At 70.4% G+C, this 18,961-nt stretch carries 17 protein-coding genes; 12 read left to right on the forward strand and 5 right to left on the reverse strand.

What is annotated here, in order from left to right:
- The first annotated feature begins 27 nt into the window (after window positions 1–27).
- Window positions 28–570, forward strand: coding sequence for a hypothetical protein (locus tag ACLJRM_RS11825; RefSeq protein WP_101612203.1), 543 nt, complete (start codon window positions 28–30; stop codon window positions 568–570).
- Between the two features lie 235 nt (window positions 571–805).
- Here ACLJRM_RS11825 and ACLJRM_RS11830 read toward each other — a convergent pair whose 3' ends face one another.
- Window positions 806–1,630 (reverse strand): dienelactone hydrolase family protein, encoded by an 825-nt coding sequence (locus tag ACLJRM_RS11830; protein ID WP_410663000.1) that lies wholly within the window; start codon window positions 1,628–1,630, stop codon window positions 806–808.
- 128 nt (window positions 1,631–1,758) lie between these two features.
- Between ACLJRM_RS11830 and glmS the strand changes: the two genes are divergently transcribed.
- The 8 genes from glmS (at window position 1,759) to tsaE (ending at window position 11,371) form a co-directional block, all read left to right on the forward strand.
- Window positions 1,759–3,621: a glutamine--fructose-6-phosphate transaminase (isomerizing) gene (gene glmS, locus ACLJRM_RS11835; protein WP_101612205.1), complete on the forward strand. Its 1,863-nt coding sequence runs from the start codon at window positions 1,759–1,761 to the stop codon at window positions 3,619–3,621.
- A gap of 14 nt (window positions 3,622–3,635) precedes the next feature.
- Window positions 3,636–5,081 (forward strand): NAD(P)H-hydrate dehydratase, encoded by a 1,446-nt coding sequence (locus tag ACLJRM_RS11840; protein ID WP_410663001.1) that lies wholly within the window; start codon window positions 3,636–3,638, stop codon window positions 5,079–5,081.
- 234 nt (window positions 5,082–5,315) lie between these two features.
- Window positions 5,316–6,131: a DeoR/GlpR family DNA-binding transcription regulator gene (locus ACLJRM_RS11845; protein ID WP_101612207.1), complete on the forward strand. Its 816-nt coding sequence runs from the start codon at window positions 5,316–5,318 to the stop codon at window positions 6,129–6,131.
- Window positions 6,121–7,548: a xylulokinase gene (gene xylB, locus ACLJRM_RS11850; protein ID WP_410663002.1), complete on the forward strand. Its 1,428-nt coding sequence runs from the start codon at window positions 6,121–6,123 to the stop codon at window positions 7,546–7,548. The genes ACLJRM_RS11845 and xylB overlap by 11 nt, the downstream gene beginning before the upstream one ends.
- A 4-nt stretch (window positions 7,549–7,552) precedes the next feature.
- Window positions 7,553–8,644, forward strand: a complete 1,092-nt coding sequence (locus ACLJRM_RS11855; protein ID WP_101612209.1) for an ABC transporter ATP-binding protein — start codon at window positions 7,553–7,555, stop codon at window positions 8,642–8,644.
- 29 nt (window positions 8,645–8,673) lie between these two features.
- The gene (gene alr / locus ACLJRM_RS11860; protein WP_410663003.1) at window positions 8,674–9,813 is read left to right on the forward strand and encodes an alanine racemase; all 1,140 of its coding nucleotides are present in this window, start codon (window positions 8,674–8,676) and stop codon (window positions 9,811–9,813) included.
- A complete protein-coding gene (locus ACLJRM_RS11865; RefSeq protein WP_168214488.1) occupies window positions 9,810–10,907 on the forward strand; it encodes an alpha/beta fold hydrolase in 1,098 nt (365 codons plus the stop codon). Before alr ends, ACLJRM_RS11865 begins: the two co-directional genes overlap by 4 nt.
- On the forward strand, window positions 10,907–11,371 hold the full coding sequence (tsaE, locus tag ACLJRM_RS11870; RefSeq protein ID WP_410663004.1) for a tRNA (adenosine(37)-N6)-threonylcarbamoyltransferase complex ATPase subunit type 1 TsaE: 465 nt from the start codon (window positions 10,907–10,909) through the stop codon (window positions 11,369–11,371). The genes ACLJRM_RS11865 and tsaE overlap by 1 nt, the downstream gene beginning before the upstream one ends.
- A gap of 169 nt (window positions 11,372–11,540) precedes the next feature.
- Here tsaE and ACLJRM_RS11875 read toward each other — a convergent pair whose 3' ends face one another.
- From ACLJRM_RS11875 to ACLJRM_RS11885, 3 genes are all read right to left on the reverse strand, one after another.
- Window positions 11,541–11,828 carry a hypothetical protein gene (locus tag ACLJRM_RS11875; protein ID WP_410663005.1) on the reverse strand — a complete coding sequence of 96 codons (288 nt, stop codon included), beginning with the start codon at window positions 11,826–11,828 and terminating at the stop codon, window positions 11,541–11,543.
- A 672-nt stretch (window positions 11,829–12,500) separates the two neighbouring features.
- Complete coding sequence (locus ACLJRM_RS11880; RefSeq protein ID WP_410663006.1) at window positions 12,501–13,832, reverse strand: carboxyl transferase domain-containing protein; 1,332 nt, start codon at window positions 13,830–13,832, stop codon at window positions 12,501–12,503.
- Window positions 13,829–15,250: an acyl-CoA synthetase gene (locus tag ACLJRM_RS11885; protein WP_410663007.1), complete on the reverse strand. Its 1,422-nt coding sequence runs from the start codon at window positions 15,248–15,250 to the stop codon at window positions 13,829–13,831. The genes ACLJRM_RS11880 and ACLJRM_RS11885 overlap by 4 nt, the downstream gene beginning before the upstream one ends.
- A gap of 344 nt (window positions 15,251–15,594) precedes the next feature.
- On the opposite strand from ACLJRM_RS11885, the gene tsaB reads away from it, so the two are divergent.
- Genes tsaB through tsaD form a run of 3 tightly spaced genes read left to right on the forward strand, consistent with a single transcriptional unit; the run spans window position 15,595 to window position 17,782 of the window.
- Complete coding sequence (tsaB, locus tag ACLJRM_RS11890) at window positions 15,595–16,260, forward strand: tRNA (adenosine(37)-N6)-threonylcarbamoyltransferase complex dimerization subunit type 1 TsaB (protein WP_410663008.1); 666 nt, start codon at window positions 15,595–15,597, stop codon at window positions 16,258–16,260.
- Window positions 16,257–16,736, forward strand: a complete 480-nt coding sequence (rimI, locus tag ACLJRM_RS11895; RefSeq protein ID WP_410663009.1) for a ribosomal protein S18-alanine N-acetyltransferase — start codon at window positions 16,257–16,259, stop codon at window positions 16,734–16,736. Before tsaB ends, rimI begins: the two co-directional genes overlap by 4 nt.
- On the forward strand, window positions 16,736–17,782 hold the full coding sequence (tsaD, locus tag ACLJRM_RS11900) for a tRNA (adenosine(37)-N6)-threonylcarbamoyltransferase complex transferase subunit TsaD (RefSeq protein WP_410663010.1): 1,047 nt from the start codon (window positions 16,736–16,738) through the stop codon (window positions 17,780–17,782). The genes rimI and tsaD overlap by 1 nt, the downstream gene beginning before the upstream one ends.
- Here the strand turns inward: tsaD and wecB are convergent.
- Window positions 17,779–18,930 (reverse strand): non-hydrolyzing UDP-N-acetylglucosamine 2-epimerase, encoded by a 1,152-nt coding sequence (gene wecB, locus ACLJRM_RS11905; RefSeq protein ID WP_101613709.1) that lies wholly within the window; start codon window positions 18,928–18,930, stop codon window positions 17,779–17,781. The two genes, tsaD and wecB, sit on opposite strands and share 4 nt — an antisense overlap.
- Between the last annotated feature and the right edge of the window lie 31 nt (window positions 18,931–18,961).

An 18,961-nucleotide genomic window follows, 5' to 3' on the forward strand; every position in this document is an offset into this window, starting at 1 on the left:
CGGTAACCGGGGAACGAGGGAGGACCGATGAGCGCTGTCGACCGGCTGGCGGCCGCCATGTCGAGGCAGGACGCCGCCATCACGGAGCAGCAGGAGCAGCGCGGACTGCGGGAGCGGCACCTCGCCGACGCCAAGGCCCAGGCGATGGAAACCATGCAGAAGGACGCCGCCGTCCACGACAAGTACGCGGCCCACATGCAGGAACTGGGGAAGCGGAGCAAGGAGGCGGGCGGCTGGCTGACCGGCAAGACGACCGCCGACCGCAGCCACACGATGGGCTTCGGCCTCGAGGACGACGACAAGCCGGACGCCCGGTTCGCCGAGTTCGGTGGCCGGCCCGATGCGTCGCGGCCTGCACCCCCGCCCCCGCCGCCTCCTCCGGTCGCGCCCGGGGTGCCCGGAATGCCGGCGACGGTGGACGTCCCGCCGGCTGCGGCGCCGACACCCGCTCCGGGTGCCGGGACGCCCGAAGCGCCTGGTGCGCCCGCGCGTCGTCGAGGTCGTCACGCCCGCGACGACAAGGGTTTCGACGACGACGACTTCTCGAACAACTCGTGGATGGTCGACTGACCGTCTCACCGCACTTCAGGGCCCGGCTCACCAGAGCCGGGCCCTTCTTTTACTCGCTCCGCTCGCCCGGACCGCGTCGACTTTCGCGGGCTAATCGCGATCTGGCCGCGCGGCGTGCCCTCCCGGGACCGTGTCGACTTTCGCGGGCTAATCGCGACGCGTAGGCAGGCTAAGTAACGAGGCGCGCGCCGGGGCCCGGATCGCGATTAGCCCGCGAAACGCAGGTCGGCCGGGGTCAGGCGGCGGGTTCGTCCTGGGTCTCGATGGGGGCGCGTTTGACGTCGGCGTCCAGGAGAGGCTGGTACCTCGTCGTCCCCGTCAGGTGAGTGAGGAAGAACGCGGTGAACAGGGCCCTCGTCAACTGCTGGGTCCCGCGGTGCGGCTTCCCGTGCAGCAACAGCTGGCTCCAGTGCCTGCCCTCGGTGACCCCGAGGTGCGACGACTTCCCGAGCGTCCGCAACTGCACCGGCCCGCCCCACGCGTCCGCGATCGCCTCGGCATGCCCGACAGGCGGCGCGACCAGGTCTTCGCTCGCCGCGAGATGCAGGCCGGGCACGGTCACCGACTGGGCCGACACCGTCGCGGGAGGCAGCGTCTGTGCGGGAGTGATGGTCGCGACAGCGCGAATCCGGGGCCGCTCGTCGTTCTCGGCTGCCTGAGCGGCGGCGAGGATGGCCGAGCCGCCACCGGTCGAGTGCCCGGCCAGGCCGAGCTTCGCCGGGTCGACGCTGATGCCGTCCGGTCCGAGGCGGACCGTCGTGATCAGGTCGAGCGTGGTCAGCAGGTCTCCGGCCAGCAGCCGATGCGACGGCAGCGGGCCGCGCTGGGTGGCCGGAGCCGCCGCGACGATGCCCCAGCTCGCGAGGTGCCGGAGCAGATGCCGGTAGCTCCCGGTCGGCTGCAGCCATCCGTGCCCGAACGCGACGGCGGGCAGACCGAGCCCCGAGCGGGGGGTGAACACGACGCCGGGGAGCCCGACCAGGGCGAGGTTGCCGCGCAGCACCTCGTGCGGACCTGGATGGGACAGCTCCGCGAGCAGCTGTTTGGGCTTGCTGGCCATGTTCGTGACCTTACTGCCCGCACCCCCGTCCGGCCCGCGCGCCGCCCCGCGGATCGCGTTTAGCCCGCTAAACGCGAGTGCGGGCGCCCGCGCGAAACGGCCGGATTTCCGTCGTTAGGGTGGTGGCCGTGTGTGGAATCGTGGGATACGTAGGACACCGCCCGGCCCTGGACGTCGTCATCGGCGGCCTGCGCAGGATGGAGTACCGCGGCTATGACTCGGCAGGCGTCGCGGTCCTCGACGGCGCCGGTGCGCTGAACGTCGAGCGCAAGGCGGGCCGCCTGGCCAACCTGGAGACCCAGCTCGAAACCGTCGGCAGGGACGCCTTCACCGGCACCGCCGGGATGGGCCACACCCGCTGGGCCACCCACGGCGCCCCGGTGGACCGCAACTCGCACCCGCACCGCGACGCCTCCCAGCGCGTCGCCGTCGTGCACAACGGCATCATCGAGAACTTCGCCGCCCTGCGCTCCGAGCTCGAGGCCGACGGTGTCGAGATGGCGAGCGACACCGACTCGGAGACCGCCGCGCACCTCATCTCCCGCGCGTACACCGACGGCGACACCAAGGGCGACTTCCCGGCCAGCGTCGCCGCGGTCTGCCGCCGCCTCGAAGGCGCGTTCACCCTGGTCGTGACCATCGCCGACCAGCCGGACACCATTGTCGCCGCCCGTCGCTCCTCGCCGCTGGTCGTCGGCGTGGGCGAAGGCGAGCACTTCGTCGCTTCCGACGTCGCCGCGTTCATCGAGCACACCCGCGAGGCCGTCGAGCTCGGCCAGGACCAGCTCGTCGTGATCACCCGCGACGGCTACGAGGTCACCGACTTCCACGGCGACGCCGCGCAGGCCAAACCGTTCACCGTCGACTGGGACCTCTCGGCCGCGGAAAAGGGCGGCCACGAGTACTTCATGCTCAAGGAGATCGAGGAGCAGCCCGAGGCGCTGGCGAACACGCTGCGCGGCCACTTCGACGGTGGCCGGATCATCCTCGACGAGCAGCGCATCTCCGACCAGGACCTGCGCGACGTCGACAAGGTCTTCGTCGTCGCCTGTGGTTCCGCGTACCACTCCGGCCTCGTCGCCAAGTACGCCATCGAGCACTGGACCCGCCTCCCCGTCGAGGTCGAGCTGGCCAGCGAGTTCCGCTACCGCGACCCGGTGCTGGACCGCGCGACGCTGGTCGTCGCCGTCTCGCAGTCGGGCGAGACCGCGGACACCCTCGAAGCCGTCCGTCACGCTCGCGAGCAGAAGGCCCGCGTCCTGGCCGTCTGCAACACCAACGGCGCGCAGATCCCGCGTGAGTCGGACGCCGTCCTCTACACGCACGCCGGTCCGGAGATCGGTGTCGCCTCGACGAAGGCGTTCCTCGCGCAGATCGCGGCCAACTACCTGGTCGGCTTGGCGCTCGCGCAGGCCCGCGGCACGAAGTACCCGGACGAGGTCGCCCGCGAGTTCGCCGAGCTCGAGGCCATGCCCGCCGCGGTGCAGAAGGTTCTGTCCACTGTGGACCAGGTCCGTGACCTCGGCCGCCGGATCGCCGACTCGAAGGCGGTGCTGTTCCTCGGCCGTCACGTCGGTTTCCCGGTCGCCCTCGAAGGCGCGCTTAAGCTCAAGGAACTGGCGTACATGCACGCCGAAGGCTTCGCCGCCGGTGAGCTCAAGCACGGCCCGATCGCGCTGATCGAAGACGGCCTGCCCGTCGTCGTGGTGATGCCGTCGCCGAAGGGGCGCGCGGTGCTGCACTCGAAGCTGGTGTCGAACATCAGCGAGATCCAGGCGCGCGGCGCCCGCACGATCGTGATCGCGGAGGAGGGCGACGAGACCGTCCGCCCGTTCGCCGACGAGCTGATCGAGATCCCGGCCGTCCCGACGCTGCTGCAACCGCTGGTTTCGACGGTTCCGCTGCAGGTGCTGGCCGCGGAAATCGCCCGTACGCGCGGGTACGACGTCGACAAGCCGCGTAACCTGGCGAAGTCGGTCACCGTCGAGTAAGGACCGGAGGCGTCGTGCAGGGAATCTGGACCACGGAACGGATTCGCGCGGCGGAGGACCGGTTGCTCGCCGTCACTCCCGACGGCGGGCTCATGCGGCGAGCGGCTTTCGGCCTGGCGGTGCACGCCGCGGCGATGCTGGAAGACCACACGGGTTCGGTGTCCGGACGACGGGTGACGCTGCTCGTCGGGTCGGGCAACAACGGTGGTGACGCCTTGTGGGCCGGCGCGTTCCTGCGCCGCCGCAATGTGGCCGTCTCGGCGATCCTGCTGAAGCCCGAACGCGCTCACGGCCCGGGTTTGGCCGCCTTGAAGCGATCCGGCGGCAGAGTGGTGTCCGTTGAGGACGGTCCACAATGGATCGGTCGTGCGGACCTCGTTCTCGACGGGATCGTCGGGATCTCGGCGCGAGGGCCACTGCGGCCGGATGCCGCCGCGCTGCTGGAGCACGTGAGTTCGCCCGTGCTGGCCGTCGATCTGCCGAGCGGGGTGGACCCGGACACCGGTGCCGTCGACGGTCCGGCGGTCGTCGCCGACCGCACGGTCACTTTCGGCGCGCTCAAACCGGTGCACGTCCTCGCGCCCGCGTCCTGCGGCGAGGTCGCCCTGGTCGACATCGGCTTGCGACCGGAACTCGGCGAACCCGATCTGCGGCGGCTCGACACGGCCGACGTCGCCGCGGCGTGGCCGGTGCCGGGGCCGGGTGACGACAAGTACAGCCAAGGCGTGGTCGGGGTGGCCGCAGGATCCGCGACGTACCCGGGTGCTGCCGTGCTCGCGGCGGGCGCCGCCGTGCGGGCGACGTCCGGACTGGTGCGGTATGCCGGGCACGCCGCCGACGTGGTGCGAGGGCGCTGGCCCGACGTCATCGCGACGGGGTCGGTGACCGATGCCGGACGGGTGCAGGCGTGGGTCGTCGGGCCGGGGATCGGGACCGGGCACGAGGGGCGGGACGTGCTGCGGTTCGTGCTCGGGCGTGGCGTGCCGGTGTGTGCGGACGCCGACGCGACGACGATCATCGCGCGCTCGCCCGACGTGCTCGACGCGCGCGATCCGGACACGCCGCTCTTGCTGACCCCGCACGCGGGGGAGTTCGAGCGGCTGATGGGTTCGCCGCCGGGAGCGGACCGGGTCGCGGCGGCTCGGGCGGCCGCGCGCAAGTACGACGCCGTCGTGCTCTTGAAGGGGCACTGCACGGTGGTCGCGGCGCCGGACGGCCGCGCGCTGGTGAACACGCCGCGGGGATCATGGCTCGCGACGGCGGGATCGGGGGACGTGCTGTCCGGTCTCATCGGCGCGCTGCTCGCGGCCGGGCTCGATCCGTGGCTGGCGGCCGGTGCCGCGGCGTACGTCCACTCGCTCGCCGGGTCGCTGGCCGCCGACGGCGCTCCCACCTCGGCTTCCGGCATCCTCGGCGCCGTCTCAGACGCCATCCGGTCCGTCCGCTCCCTGACGTCCTGACCAGGGCCCCGACGTGCGTTTAGCCCCCTAAGTGCGCTCTGCTGGCAGCCGCCCCCAGAACGCGATTAGGGGGCTAAATGCACTTCGGTGGGCGGAGGCGCGGGGTGAGCGGAAATGCGAGAGTTATCGAGTTACGTGTTAACTCCCGGCGAATAATCTGGTAAGAAGCAGGTGTGAGCGCCGACACCCACCCCGCCGAGACCACGATGGTCCGGGTCGTGAACGGTGTCGCCCATGTCTAAGACCAGGCCTTCGGACGCCGCCGTCGAGCACCGGCGCCAGGAGATCCTCGACCACGTCATCGCCACCGGCGAAGCCCGCATCGACGATCTCACCACCCGCTTCGGCGTCAGCCTGATGACGATGCACCGCGACCTCGACGAACTCGCCGAGCGCCGCCTCCTCCGCAAGCTGCGCGGCAAGGTCGAGGCCTACCCGGCGACCACCATGGAGTCGGCCGCTCGTTTCCGTGACACCTTCAACCAGGCCACGAAGGACACGCTGGGCGAGGCCGCCGCGGCACACGTCCACTCCGGCCAGACGGTCTTCGTCGACGATTCGACGACGCTCTTCCCGCTCGTCCGCCGCCTCGGCGCGATCGAAGACCTCACCGTCATCACCAACTCGCTCGAAGCCGCCCGCATCCTCGGCCCGGTCAAGAGCGTCGAGGTCGTGCTCGCCGGCGGCCGGTACCACCACGAGTACGACTCGTGCGCCGGTCCGGACGTCCTCGCGTTCCTCGAGCGCACGCACGCCGACATCGCGTTCGTCTCCGTCGCCGCGGTCGCGGTCGGCCGCCTGTTCCACCCCGTCCAGGACTACGCCGCGCTCAAGAAGGCCGCGCTGCGCACCGCGAGCCACAACGTCCTGGTCGTCGACAACTCCAAGTTCGGCCGCACCGCCACCTTCGCGCACGGCGACATCGGCGACTACGACCTCCTGATCACCGACGACCTGACACCGACCGAGGAGATCGAGGCCGCGCTGAACGCGGGAACGGCCATTGAGCAGGTCGAATGCGATCCGGAAGGGCCGGAGTATGAAATCTGACCTGGTCGCCGGAATCGACTCGTCGACCCAGTCGACGAAGGTCGTCGTCTGCGACGCGGAAACCGGCGAGATCGTCCGCACCGGCCGCGCTTCGCACCCCGATGGCACCGAAGTCGCCCCCTCCGCGTGGTGGGACGCGTTCCGCGAGGCCACGGACGGCCTGCTCGACGGCGTCGCCGCCATCGGCATCGGCGGACAGCAGCACGGCATGGTCACCCTCGACGAAGACGGCGCGGTCGTCCGGCCCGCGTTGCTGTGGAACGACACTCGGTCCGCCAAGGCCGCCGAAGACCTCGGCCGCGAACTCGGTCCCGAGAACTGGGCGAAGTCCGTCGGCTCACTGCCGGTGGCCAGCTTCACCGTCACGAAGCTGCGGTGGATGGCCGAGAACGAGCCCGAGCTGGCCGATCGCGTCGCCCGCGTCCTGCTTCCGCACGACTGGCTGACCTGGCGGTTGCTGGGCGAAGGCGCCGAGCCGGTCACCGACCGCGGCGACGCCTCCGGCACCGGGTACTTCTCACCCGCCACCGGCGAGTACCGCCAGGACCTTCTCTCGCACGCCTTCGGCGGCCGCACTCCCGAACTGCCCAAGGTCATCGGCCCCGCCGAAGCCGCGGGCCACACCCCGGACGGGATCCTGGTCTCGGCGGGGACAGGCGACAACATGGCCGCCGCGCTCGGTCTCGAACTGGCTCCCGGCGACGTCGTGGTCTCGCTGGGCACCAGCGGCACCGTCTTCGGTGTCTCCGAGACCGCGAGCGCCGACCCGTCCGGCATCGTCGCCGGATTCGCCGACGCCACCGGCCGGTTCCTGCCGCTCGCCTGCACGCTCAACGCCGCCCGCGTGCTCACCGCCACGTCCGCGATGCTCGGCGTCGAACTCGCGGAGTTCGACGAGCTGGCCCTCGCGGCCGCGCCGGGCTCCGGTGGTCTCACCTTCCTGCCCTACCTCGATGGTGAGCGGACGCCGAACCTCCCGGACGCCAGTGGCACGCTCTTCGGCCTGACCCGCGCGAACATGACGTCCGAGAACCTCGCCCGCGCCGCCGTCGAAGGCATGTTGTGCGGACTCGCAGCCGGTCTCGACGCCCTTCGTGAGAAGGGACTCGAAGTCCGTCGAGTGCTGCTGATCGGCGGTGGCGCGCAGTCGGCCGCCGTCCGCGCGGTCGCGCCGATCGTGTTCGGCGTGCCCGTCGTCATCCCCGAAGTCGCCGAGTACGTCGCGGTCGGCGCCGCGCGGCAGGCGGCCTGGGCCCTCGCTTCCAGCTCGGAACCTCCCCGCTGGCAGGAAGACCACGGCACCACCCCGCTCGAACCGACCGAGGCGGACCACGCCGAGGGACACCGGATCCAGCAACGGCATCTCGAGGCCCGCGAACTCGGGCACGGCATTTCCGCGAAACCGAAAGAGGACTGAACCGATGGCCACGATCACCTACGACAAGGCGACCCGGCGCTACGCCGGTTCCGAGCGGCCCGCCGTGGACGCACTCGAACTCGAGATCGCCGACGGCGAATTCCTCGTGCTGGTCGGGCCTTCCGGCTGCGGCAAGTCCACCAGCCTGCGGATGCTCGCCGGCCTCGAGGACATCGACGAAGGCGCCGTCTGGATCGGCGACCGCGACGTCACGCAGCTGCCCCCGCGTGCCCGCGACATCGCGATGGTGTTCCAGAACTACGCGCTGTACCCGCACATGACCGTCGGCCAGAACATGGGCTTCGCGCTGAAGATCGCGGGCCGTCCGGCCGCGGAGATCAAGCAGAAGGTGCTCGACGCGGCCAAGCTGCTCGACATCGAGCAGTACCTCGACCGCAAGCCGAAGGCGCTCTCCGGCGGTCAGCGCCAGCGTGTCGCGATGGGCCGCGCCATCGTGCGTGAGCCGCAGGTCTTCCTGATGGACGAGCCGCTGTCGAACCTCGATGCCAAGCTGCGTGTCTCCACGCGTACGCAGATCGCCGCCCTGCAGCGCCGTCTCGGCGTCACCACCGTGTACGTCACGCACGACCAGGTCGAGGCCATGACGATGGGCGACCGGGTCGCGGTCCTCTCCGACGGTCTCCTGCAGCAGTGCGACACCCCCCGCGCGCTGTACGACAAGCCCGCAAACGCTTTCGTCGCCGGGTTCATCGGCTCGCCCGCGATGAACCTCGTCACCGCGAAGCTCACCGAAGACGGTGCTGAGCTCGGTGGTGCGCGAGTGCCGCTGACCCGCGAGATCCTCGCCAAGGCCGACGGCGACACCGTCACTCTCGGCTTCCGGCCGGAATCGCTCGAGGTGACCACCAGCGAAGACGGCACGCTGCCGATCAAGGTCGACCTCGTCGAGGAGCTCGGCTCGGACGCGTACGTCTACGGCAAGCTGGCCGAGACCGACGCCGAGGGCACGAAGTCCAACGTCGTCACCCGGGTCGACCCGCGCAAGCCGCCGGTGATGGGCGACACCCTGCACCTGCGGGTCCGCCCCGACGAGCTGCACGTGTTCTCCGCCACCACCGGGGCACGCCTGTCCTGAGCCGGGTCCGTGGGAAACTGGTGGTCGTTATGACCGCCAGTTTCCCGCGTGCCGAGGTCGTCATCGACCTGTCCGCCATCCGGCACAACGTCGCCCTGCTCGCTTCCCGCGCCCCAGGGGCCCAGACCATGGCCGTGGTCAAGGCCGACGGCTACGGCCACGGAGCCGTCGAGGCCGGGCGTGCCGCCATCGAGGGCGGAGCGACTTGGCTCGGCACCTGTTCCCTCGACGAAGCCCTGAAGCTGCGCCGCGCCGGAATCGGCGCCCGGCTCTTCAGCTGGCTCGACACCCCCGAAGCCGACTTCGCACCCGCGGTCGCCGAAGACATCGACGTCGCCGTCAGCTCCCTCGACGAACTCGCCCGCGTTGCCGATGGCGTGCGCCAGGCGCGCGACTTTAGCGGGCTAAGTGCGATCTGTCGGGTGCACCTCAAGATTGACACCGGCCTCTCCCGAAATGGCTGTCCACCTGCGGAATGGCCGGCGCTGGTCAAGGCGGCCGCCGCCGCGAAGCCGCTCATCGACGTCGTCGCGATCTGGTCGCACCTTGCCTGCGCCGACGAGCCCGGCCACCCGTCCGTCGACGCGCAGGCGAAGCGGTTCGACGAGGCCTACGACATCGCCCGCGCGGCGGGCCTGAACCCGATGCGGCACCTCGCGAACTCCGCCGCCGTGCTGACCAGGCCGGATCTGCACTTCGACCTCGTCCGCCCCGGGATCGCGATCTACGGGCTGAACCCGGTCCCCGCCACCGAGGACCTGCGCCCCGCGATGACCTTCAAATCGTCGGTCGTGCTCACCAAACGGATCGCGGCCGGCGAATCGGTTTCCTACGGCCACACCTGGACCGCCGAGCGCGACACCACCCTGGCCCTGGTCCCGGTCGGATACGCCGACGGCGTGCCGCGATCGCTGTCCGGGCGGATGGACGTCTGGCTCGGCGGACGCCGTCGTCCGGTGGCCGGACGCGTGTGCATGGACCAGCTGGTCGTCGACTGCGGAGACGACGAACCCGCCGTCGGTAGCGAAGTGGTCCTCTTCGGGCAGGGCACGTTTGGTGAGCCCACGGCCAGGGAATGGGCCGACAAGCTGGGGACGATCGACTACGAGATCGTGACTTCGATGTATCGCCCGCGAATCCACCGGACGTATCTGGAGGCAGGCTCGTGACACCTTCACGACGACTGCTGGCCATCGTCGGCGGCGTCGGGGCGGTGGCCACCGGCACCGCCGCCGCGATCGCCGTCGCCGCACAGCAGCGGCGGCAGAATGAGGATCCGTTCGTGGACGAACCGTTGGGGGATCTTGAACCGGACCGGACATCGACAGTGGCGGCGGAGGACGGAACGCCGCTCGCGGTCGAGGAGATCGATCCGGCCGATGGGGGCGAACCGGAGCTGACCGTCGTCGGCGTGCACGGTTTCGCGTTGTCGAAGCGCTGCTGGCATTTCCAGCGGCGAGATCTCGCGTCGCTGAAGTTGCCGCGCGTGCGTCAGGTCTATTACGACCATCGCGGGCACGGGCAATCCGGCGCCGCGAACGCCGAGACCAGCACCATCGAGCAGCTGGCGCGCGATCTCGACATGGTCGTGCGCTCGGTGGTGCCGGAGGGGCCCATCGTGCTCATGGGGCACTCGATGGGCGGCATGGTGATCATGGAGCTCGCGGCGGAGCATCCCGAGCTGTTCGACGACCGCGTCGGCGGCGTCGCGTTCATCGCGACCGCGGCTGGCGAAGTCGGCGCTCGGGGACTGCCGCGATCGCTGCTTTCGAAGTACAACCCGCTCACGCGAGGCGTCGGCGGGCTGGCGGGCTGGCAGCCCGGACTCGTCGAGTTCGTGCGCGCCGCCGGAGGGCAGCTGACCCGGCAAGCCGTGCGCAGGCTGGCTTTCGGCAGCCGGGACGTGTCTCCGCGACTCGTCGACTTCATGCTGGAAATGCTCGAAGTGACGCCGGTACGCGGGCTCGTGAATTTCGTCGACACGCTCGGCAGCCACAACCGGTACGCCGCGCTCGCCGGGTTGAAGCACGCGCACGTGCTGGTCATCGGCGGGGATTCCGACCGGTTCACGCCGATCGCGCACGCCGAGCGGATCGCGGCGGAGCTGCCGGACGCGGAGCTGGTGCGCGTGCGCGGCGCTGGGCACATGGTGCAGCTGGAACAACCCGAACTGGTGAACAGTCACCTGATCGACTTGATGCAGCGGTGCACGGGCACCGATGGTGAAGATCCTGACCGGCGAACCTGGTGGTGGCAGCGCTGATGAACTTCGCTTTCCCGACTCCCGAGTCGACCATGGACTTCGGGCGATCGCTCGGACGTTCGCTGCGCACGGGCGACCTGGTGCTGCTCGCCGGACCGCTCGGAGCGGGCAAGACGACGCTGACCCGCGGGATCGCGGACGGTCTCGGCGTCGGTGGACGGGTCAGCTCGCCGACGTTCGTGATCGCTCGGGTGCATCCGGCGGGCGAGGCAGGGGTCGCTCTGGTGCACGTCGACGCGTACCGGCTCGGTGGGGATCTCTCGCAGCTGGACGACCTGGACCTCGACACCGAACTGGAGCGGTCCGCCCTGGTCGTCGAATGGGGCGAGGGAGCGGCGGAGCGCCTTTCGGACGACTACCTCGTCGTGCGCATGGAGCGTCGCGAGGACGATGTCCGCGTGGTCACCTTGGAGCCGCACGGCACCTGGGCGTCCCGCACGCCCGACTTGCGTTTAGCGGGCTAAACGCGACCTGCGCCGCAGGCGGGCCGGAGCGCGTTTAGCGGGCTAAACGCGATCTCACCCGGATGCCGCATCAGGGCCGTACCGGCGAAGCGTCCCCTCCATGCCCCAAGCGGGCTTGGGGGTGCGCATGCCGCTGGTAGCCACAGCGGCATGCGCACCCCTGCCCTCCCTAGACGGCGGGGGCCGGCTCAGCCCGCGGTCCGCGCCGATGGTGAATCCACCACAATCCGCACAGGCCGAGCACGCCGGTTTGCGCGGCGGGCGTCGCGACCAAAGCCAGCGCGAGAAGCGGGGCGATCAAGGCGAACCAGCAGAGCAGGACACGCCTGGCGTTCTCCTTGCTGCCGAAGAACGTGCTTCGCCAGAAATCGGGCCACTGGGCTGCGGGACGCAGATGAACTCGACGGCACGCGGGGTCGGTGACCATGCCGACCGGTTCGCCCGCCAGATCGAACAATTCGTCGAGAGTGACTTCTGCCGGGTGACACCCGCCGCGGTGATCCTGGTTCGTATCCGGGGTCATCGCCTGCGACTGGGGTGGCTCCTCTGGCATACCGCCGGAACACGGCGCTACGCTGGGCATGTTTGACGCCTCCATAGGACTAATTCGGGTTGATGGAGCTGTTGAACCGCAAAGCGGCTCCCCTTGCGCGGGGAGCCGCTTCCTTTTTGTGCGGCATTCGGCAGTTGCCCGACCGCAACACAAGTCATTGTGGACGAACTTTCCGGACCTACGGGGCGGTAGGTGAAAGGTTGCTGCTTCTTGCGCCGAGCGGTCGGCGCACTTCACCCCGGGTCATCGGATTTCCCTGCCATAACTCGAAAGAGTAGTTGCGGCCGTGGGTAACACGCACATTGGCGAGATAGTGGCAGCTGAGTACACCTAGAGTGTTTCGAATTCACGCTATCGGGTGGATTGCAGTTATCGGCGCGGAAGGAAATGTTCAGGAACGGACATTCGAAAGCGGCATTCGCACATGCAGATGGTCATGCTTCGCGCAACGCGTCCGCTCAGCGCCGATCTCCGACCGTTTGTCGCTTCCCATTCCGCGCCGAAAGGCCGCAACCGACGTCGACACGGAAGGTATCGATGATTTTTCAATCACCCGCGCGGATCGCGTTTAGCCCGCTAAACGCGCTCCGCCGGGCCGACCACGGAACGCGCGATTCCCAGGTCGACCATGTCTTGAGGGCGTAGCCGCAGCCGGTCCGCGAGAGCAGGGACGTCGTCGGCGGGCAGCTTGAGGATCGCCGCGGCCGCCTCGGGCGTCGTGACCGAGAAGTACGCGTTGGGCGTCACCCAGGTCGATCCCGGCGCGGCGAACGCGAGCGCGCCACCGGATCCGCCTTCGCCGATCACCAACGTCGTGATCGGCACGGCCGCGCTCGCGACCGCCTCGAACAGTTCCGCGATCGCCGCACCGGCACCGGCCCGCTCGGCCGCCGCGTCGTTCGCCGCACCGGGGGTGTCGACCAGGGTGAGTACCGGGATCCCGAGCCTCGACGCGAGCCGTACCAGCCGCGCGGCCGTGCGGAAGCCCGCGGGCAGAGTCGCCGTCCCGCACTGCGCCGCGTACGCGATCGTTCGGCCGTCTCGCCGGCCGAAGCCGCACAACACGCCGGAGTCGACTCCGCCGCACCTGTCGCCCGAGACGTCCTCGCGCCAGTCGAAGTACGCGTCGAGGTACTCGGCCGCCCTTGGCCGATCAGCGGAGCGTGCCGCCTGAACCGCAGCCCACCCGCTGTCGGGCAGTCCCGCAGACCCGAGCGCTCCGGGAGGTTCAGCGGCTTCCGGTGTCGGCGAGGTCAGCAAGCGCACCCACCGTTCCAGGACCGCGGGAAGGTCGGCGGGCTGCACGATCCTGTCGACCTGGCCCCACGCGAGCTTCGCTTCGGCCGTGTACGCCTCCGCGGGCGCGTCGGAAGGTCGAACCCGGGAACCGGCGAAACCGACCTGAGCCTCGGGCAACGCGAGAATGACGTCGGCGCTCGCACCGAGTGTCGCCCAGCCGCCGCCCGTGGTCGGATCGCGCAGCACCGAGATCTGCGGCACCGACCGGGCTCCGGCCGCCGCCCGCGCGATGCGCTGCAACTGCGAAAGCGCGCGCATCCCGTGCTGCATCCGGCTGCCGCCGGTCGCGATCAGCGAAACCACCGGCAACCGGGACTCCACCGCCCGCGCGAACGCCGCCTCGACGCGATCACCGGTCCGCTGACCGATCGACCCGCCCAGGAAACCGAATTCGAAGGCGATCACGACCGCCTCGACCTCGCCGATCTCGGCGGTTCCGCAGACGACGGACTCGTCTTCGCCCGATCGCTCCGCGGCGGCTTCCCGTGCCGAGCGGTACCCCGGCCAGCCGATCGGCCCGTCTTCCGGCTCGTCGGACCGCGAAACGTCCAGATCTTCGAAACCGGTCGCGATCTCCTTGATGACGGACCGTGCGGAAGCCCTGCTCATCCGAGTGCCCGCTTCAGGACCTTGCCCATGTCGTTGCGCGGCAACGCCTCCAGGTAGCGGACCACACGAGGTCGTTTGTGCGGCGACAGCAGGCGCGAGACGTGGTCGGCGAGTTCCGACTCCGTCGGGCGTTCTCCGTCGGGCACCACCCAGGCCACGATGCGCTCGCCGAGGTCGTCGTCGGGCTCACCGGTCACGGCGACCTCCGCGACACCGGGGTGTTCCATGAGCGCGTTCTCGATTTCGCCCGCGCCGATCTTGTAACCACCGCTTTTGATCAGGTCCGTGGCCTTCCGGCCGACGATCTTCACGTAGCCGGCCTCGTCGCGGGTCGCCATGTCGCCGGTCCGGAACCAGCCGTCGTCGAAGGCGGCTTCGGTGGCGTCGGGGCGATTGAGGTATTCGGTGAACAGGTTCGGCCCGCGGACCTGGATCTCGCCTACGGTCTCGATCTCCTCGACGGGCTTTCCCGCCTCGTCCACGAGCCGCAGTTCGACGCCGCCCAGCGGGACGCCGACGGTGCCAGGGACACGCTCGCCGTCGGCGCGAACGCTGGTGTTCATGAGGGTCTCGGTCATCCCGTAGCGCTCGATCACGCGCTGGCCGGTCGCCGCGGTGATGCGCTGGTGGTCGTGGACGGGCAGCGCGGCCGATCCGGAGACGAGCAGCCGGGCGCCGCTGAGGGCTTCGGCGAGCGACGGGTTGTCGCCGACTTCGCCCGCGATGCGGTGGTACATGGTCGGGACGCCGAACATCATCGTCGCTCCGGTCGCGAGTTCGCGTGCGACGCCTTCGGTGGTGAATCGGCCGAGATGCCGGACCGAGCCGCCGCGCCGGAGCGGTCCGAGGATGCCGAGGATCAGGCCGTGGACGTGGAACAGCGGGAGGCCGTGGACCAGGACGTCGTCGCCGGTCCACTCCCAGGCGTCTTCGAGGGCGTCGAGGGTGGTCGAGATCGCGCGGCGGGGGAGGACGACGCCCTTGGGCGGGCCGGTGGTGCCGGAGGTGTAGACGATCAGCGCCGGGGCTTCGGCATCCGGTTCCGCGGGGAGATCGACGGGCGTGCCTTCGAGGGGGATGTCGCGGCGTGGCAGGTCGTCGAGGCCGGCGGGCAGGTCGGCGCCCGGTTCGGCGAGGACGAGGACGGGCTCGCTGTCGGCGAGGATGTGCGCGAGTTCGCGCTCGCCGATCTTCGGGTTGAGCGGGATGGCGGGGACGCCGGCGAGCAGCGCGGCGATCACTGCGACGCTGGTGTGCACGGTCGGTGTCGCCCAGACAGCGACGCGGCCGCTCGGGAGGTCGCGGGCGAGGGTGCCGGCGACGGCCGCGACCTCGGCGTAGGTCAGGGAGGTGCCGCCGAAACGGAGGGCCTCCTTGTCGGAGCCGCTCGCCAGCGTGGGGAACAACCGATCGGGCACCGTGTGACCTCCTGCTCGACTCCGCCAGCCGGGGGCACGAGGGCCCTCGCCGAACCGTACCGTTCCGCCCGCCTTCACCCCTGCGACCTGGTTCACACCCCTGCTCCCTCCCGCCGCCGACGTGCGTTTAGCCCCCTAATCGCGATCTGGGCCGAGGTCGGCGGGCCCCCGGCGGGAGCGACTTTCGCCCCCTAATCGCGATCCGGCGCCGGGACGCGGGGGCCGAGCGGTGGAGCGCGTTTAGCGGGCTAAACGCGCTCTGATGGCAGGGGAGCGGCCACGGCGCCGGATCGCACTTAGGCCGCTAAACGCGACGCGGGAGCCTGGTCGTAGGCTGGGTAACCGTGCTGGTACTGGCCATCGACACCTCGACCCCGGCGGTCACCGCGGGCCTCGTCGCCCTGGACGGCGACACGCTCGAATCCCGCGGCGACCGCGTGACGGTCGACCCGCGCGCGCACGGCGAGCTGATCACGCCCCACGCCCTCGAAGCGGTCAAGGCCGCGGGCGTCACGCTTCGCGACCTCGACGCCATCGTCTGCGGCGTCGGCCCAGGCCCCTTCACCGGCCTTCGCGCCGGCATGGCGACAGCCGCGTCGCTCGCCCACGCCCTCGGCATCCCGGCCCACCCGGTCTGCAGCCTCGACGCGATCGCCGCCGACGTCGCCCCCGGCGAAGCGCCCTTCCTCGTCCTCACCGACGCGAGGCGGCGCGAGGTCTACTGGGCCGCGTACGCCGCCGATGGTTCCCGCACTGACGGTCCGCACGTCCAGCGACCGGCCGAGCTCGAGACCGCCATCAAGGTCGCGGCGGGCGACGGCGCCCTCCTGTACGCGGACGCCCTCGGCGTCCAACCGATCGAGCCGCGCTTCCCGTCGCCCGCCGGGCTGGTCAAGGCCACTCGTGAGGCACTCCAAAACGGAAGCGATCCCGCTCCGCTCACCCCGCTCTATCTCCGCCGCCCGGACGCCGTCGAGCCGGCCGCGCGCAAGAAGGTGACCACGCCGTGAGGCTGGAACCCTTACGCCGCAAGGATATTCCCCGCTGTGTCGAGATAGAGAAGATTCTCTTCCCCGGCGATTCACCGTGGAGCGCCTACGCCTTCCACGCGGAACTCGACGCCGGCGGTCACTATCTCGTCGCGCGCCCGGACGAAAGCGACGAGGTCATCGGCTACGCCGGGCTCGCCGTCGTCGGCCGCCGCGGCGACTACGAGACGAGCATCCACACGATCGGCGTCGACCCTGGCTGGCAGCGCAACGGGATCGGCACCACGCTGCTGAAGGCGCTCCTCGTTCGTGCGGACGAGCTCGTCGCGCCGGTGTTCCTCGAGGTCCGCACCGACAACGAAGCGGCGATCACGCTCTACGAACGGCACGGTTTCGAACGCGTCGGCCTCCGGAAGCGCTACTACCAGCCTTCCGGCGCCGACGCCTACACGATGGCCCGCCCGCGGGCCCAGGTCCGAGACGAGGTGGCGGGCTGATGCCACGCATCATCATGGGCATCGAGAGTTCGTGCGACGAGACCGGCCTCGGCCTCGTCCGCCTGCACGACGACAACACGGTCGAGCTCCTCGCCGACGAGGTCGCCTCCAGCGTCGATCAGCACGCCCGCTTCGGCGGTGTCGTCCCCGAGGTCGCCAGCCGCGCGCATCTGGAGGCGATGGTCCCGACGGTCGAGCGAGCCTTCGCGAAGGCCGGGCTGAAACTGTCCGATGTGGACGCCATCGCGGTCACCGCCGGACCCGGCCTCGCCGGCGCGCTCTTGGTCGGTGTCGCCGCGGCCAAGGCTTACGCCGCGGCGCTGGACATCCCGCTCTACGGCGTCAACCACCTCGCCGGGCACATCGCCGTCGACACACTCCAGCACGGACCGTTGCCCGAACGCTGTCTCGCCCTGCTCGTCTCCGGCGGGCACACGCAATTGCTTCTGGTGGACGACATCGCGTCCGAGATCACCGAGCTCGGGTCTACTGTGGACGACGCGGCGGGCGAGGCCTACGACAAGGTCGCCCGCGTCCTCGGCCTGCCCTACCCCGGCGGCCCGCCCATCGACAAAGCGGCCAAGAACGGTGACGGCAAGGCCATCGCGTTCCCGCGCGGCATGACGGGACCGCGCGACGCCAAGTTCGACTTTTCCTTCTCCGGCTTGAAGACCGCCGTCGCACGCTGGGTCGAAGGCGCCGAGCGCCGCGGCGAGGAGATCCCCGTCGACGACGTCGCCGCGTCGTTCCAGGAAGCCGTCGCCGACGTTCTCACCAGGAAGGCGATCCGCGCGGCCAAGGAACACGGCGTGGACACACTGGTGATTTCCGGTGGCGTGGCGGCGAATTCACGGCTGTCCGAACTCGCCGCCGAGCGGTGCGCGGAGGCCGGGATCACACTGCGAGTCCCGCGGCCGCGCCTGTGCACCGACAACGGCGCGATGATCGCCGCGCTCGGCGCGCACGTGGTCGCCGCCGGACGTCCGCGGGCATCGCTCGATTTCTCCGCGAATCCCGCGCTGCCGGTCCGGATCGTCTCGATCTAGCGCAATTCGGCGGCGGTGCGCGGCATCGGGGCGAGATTGAGCAGCTCCTCCAGCGCGGCCACCGTCAAGGCGGCGGCATTGCCGTCGCCGTAAGGGTTTCCGGCGTGCGTCGGATGAAGATCGCCGCGCAGGATCTTCGCGGCGGTGTCGGCGATGAGGGCGGTGTCCGTCCCGACCAGCCAGGCGCAGCCCGCCTCGATGGCCTCGCGCCGTTCGGTGACCTCACGGAGCACGAGGACGGGTGTGCCGAAGGTCGGCGCTTCCTCTTGGATACCACCGGAATCGGTCAGGACGAGTTCGGCCAGCCGCAGCGCGCGCACGAGATCGGGATACTCGAGCGGCTCGGTGATCGTCACCCGCGGTGTCCCGCCGAGCGCGGTCAAGACCTGCTCCCGCACGGCCGGATTGGGGTGCACCGGGAACAGCACCTGGACGTCGGAGTGCTCGGCGACGATCAGTTCGATGGCGGCGAGCGTCCGGCTCAGCGGCTCGCCCCAGGACTCACGCCGGTGCGACGTCACGAGCACGAGGCGTTCGTTCGCCTCGGCGATCTCCATCTCCAGCAACGCGAGCGCGGTGTCCCTCGCCGGGAGATCCCGTTCGGCGATCGCGATCACGGCGTCGACGACGGTGTTGCCGGTGACGGCGATCCGTTGGCGCGGAACACCTTCCGTGCGCAGCGCGGCGGCGGCACCCGGGGTCGGCGCGAGGTGCAGGGCGGCGATGCGCGAGATCATCTGCCGCGTGCCCTCTTCGGGGAACGGCGCGGCGAGGTCGTGCGTGCGCAGTCCCGCTTCGAGATGCACGACCGGGATGCCCAGCCAGAACGCGGCGAGCGCGCCCGCCAGCCCCGTCGTCGTGTCACCCTGGACGACGACCGCAGACGGCGCGACCCGTCGCAGCACCGCGTCGAGCGCGGGGAGCAGTCCGGAAACCAGTTCCGACTGCGTGCCCGTGGTCCGCGGCGGGGTGTCGAGCCAGGCATCGACGGGCAGGCCGAACGGGATCAGCGCCTGCTCGACCATGCCCTGATGCTGTCCACTGTGGACGACGAAGGGCCGGAGGTTCGGGTGCTCCGCCAGCGCCAGTGCCAGCGGCGCGAGCTTGACCGCCTCCGGCCGGGTCCCGGCCAGCAACATCACATCCACGCGTTCGCGCTCCTCGTCCACGATTTCGAGT

The organism is Amycolatopsis sp. lyj-84, from assembly GCF_046549075.1.
Taxonomy (GTDB): domain Bacteria; phylum Actinomycetota; class Actinomycetes; order Mycobacteriales; family Pseudonocardiaceae; genus Amycolatopsis.